The 2103-nt window shown below is 34.6% G+C and carries 3 protein-coding genes; 2 read left to right on the forward strand and 1 reads right to left on the reverse strand.

Features of this window, described 5'->3' with window-relative positions:
• The first annotated feature begins 127 nt into the window (after positions 1-127).
• On the forward strand, positions 128-757 hold the full coding sequence (locus tag V7266_RS25950; protein WP_335472135.1) for a MarC family protein: 630 nt from the start codon (positions 128-130) through the stop codon (positions 755-757).
• A 383-nt stretch (positions 758-1140) separates the two neighbouring features.
• On the opposite strand, the gene V7266_RS25955 is transcribed toward V7266_RS25950, so the two are convergent.
• A complete protein-coding gene (locus V7266_RS25955) occupies positions 1141-1695 on the reverse strand; it encodes a helix-turn-helix domain-containing protein (RefSeq protein ID WP_335472136.1) in 555 nt (184 codons plus the stop codon).
• Between the two features lie 113 nt (positions 1696-1808).
• Here V7266_RS25955 and V7266_RS25960 point away from each other — a divergent pair.
• On the forward strand, positions 1809-2103 hold a 295-nt coding region (locus V7266_RS25960), incomplete at its 3' end, for a LysE family translocator (protein WP_335472137.1).

Below are 2103 nucleotides of genomic sequence, written 5' to 3' on the forward strand. Positions count from 1 at the left end.
CCTTGCGCTTTTCTTATTTGAAGTGAATTGTTTAGTGTTTTCCTTGTTTAATTGTTTCGTTTTCTCAATGTGGGTAATATATAAGGATGAAATCAAAAATGGTTAAAGTGAGATAGGAGGGAACTTTTTGGTTAGTCTACTTCTTAAAATGACGGTATCGTTTTTCGCTGTGATGAATCCGATAGGGAATATTCCAATTTTTATTTCCCTTACCAACGGATATTCTCAACAGCAAAAGAAACATACGGCAAGGAAAGCGGCAATCGTTTCCTTGTGTATTCTTACTGTATTTCTGGTGCTTGGCAACTTTATATTTTCTATATTCGGTATTACTATTCATGCGTTTCGAGTTGCTGGAGGAATTCTTATTTTCGGAATTGCTTTTAATCTTTTGCATGCAAAGACTTCAAACGCGCAGACACCGCATACTGCAGAAAAAAAGGAAGCAGAAGAAAAGGAGGATATATCGATTACTCCTCTGGCACTGCCTATTATGGCTGGCCCTGGTACTATTGCAACTGTTATGGCACACACAGGTTCCGGTTCCTTTGACATCTCCAATCTAATCCTTGTGTTTATTGGATTTGCGCTAGTATTAGCACTTTCTTATGTGCTGTTTTATTATTCAACTCCTGTTATTAACAAACTTGGACAAGGTGGTTTAAATGTTGTAACAAGATTAATGGGTTTGATCCTTGCTGTTATTTCTATCCAGATGATTGCAGAAGGTATAAAAGGTCTTTTCCCTCATTTGTAATACAAGTTCTTTATATGTTTGGTTTCCAACTGTATCTTCTGGTCGGAAACCAATTGTGTCTTTTCCACCCCAACCTTCTATTAGCTCATAGAGATTTGATTTTAAGTTAGTTAAATGGAATCACCGAAAAATGTCTGCATTCTTGAAAGAACCCTTTTTTCGCCAATCACTTTCATAAAAAGGGTAGGGTTATAATTACATAGTCTGTGAAGTATTGCACTTAAAGAAACGGGTGCAATAGTACAATAAAGCAACGCAATCGCGTTGCTTTATTTAATGCTAAAAATACTTCTATATAATTCCTGTCTGATGCTTCCGCTGAGATGGGCGTAAATCTGGGTCGTTTCACTTTTTTCATGACCTCGGTTTTAGAAACGGGATTTTTAAATTGGATAATGTATAACCATACTTAATCGAGTTAATGTTTCTCCAGAATTATGATAGGAATGAGGTCTATCAGCCTTGAATCTTATAGAATCTCCACTTGATACAGTGTATTCAGTGTTATTTACTCTTACAGTTAATTCGCCATCAAAAACAGTTAGAAATTCCTCAGTACCTTCTCCGTGGGAATCCGAACTAAGATACCCACCTTTTTCAATCTCTATAGAATAAACTTCAAAACGCCGGTCATCTTGGAATGGGAAATAAGGGTATAATCGGTATTTTCCATTATCCTCTAAAAGTATTTGGACCTCACTTTTATGGACTACCTTTGTGTCATGCTGCGGAGAATTTATTAGTGAAGTAAACGAAATTTTTAAACCATTTGCTATTTTCCAGATTGTTGTAATAGTAGGGCTAGATTCACCCCTTTCGATTTGTCCAATCATCGTTTTACTAACCCCACTAAGCTCTGCAACTTTTTCAAGGCTTAATTTTTTACTTTCTCTCAAAGCCTTTAAGTTCTTTGCAATGATGAGATTAATTTCTTCCATAAAAACACTCCTTACTATATTTACAATATAACGTCTATATCGTACAATAAAACGTAATACGCTATATTGTCTTTTTTAGACATTATAACACACGTTCAGAGGAGGGGGATATTTTGCCAATATTAACATTTTTGTTATACGTTTTTGTTACTACTTTTACTCCAGGTCCAAATAACATAATGGCGATGTTATCTGCCAATAAGTATGGATTTAAAAAGACGATTAAGTTTTGTTTAGGGGTAGGTACTGGTTTTTGTGTCATTATGTTATTGTGCAGCTATTTTAATTTGTTATTAAAAAACACCATCCCTAAAATAGAATTTTATATGATAATCTTCGGATCAATCTATATGTTGTATTTAGCTGTAAAAATTATGTTTAGCAAAGGGAATAATAAGGAAAGTGAAC

It is taken from the genome of Neobacillus drentensis, assembly GCF_036965645.1.
GTDB lineage: Bacteria > Bacillota > Bacilli > Bacillales > Cytobacillaceae > Neobacillus > Neobacillus drentensis_D.

Excerpts from the sequence above, each read along its gene's own strand:
- V7266_RS25955 (WP_335472136.1), bottom strand. The coding sequence starts at position 1,695 with ATGGAAGAAATTAATCTCATCATTGCAAAGAACTTAAAGGCTTTGAGA.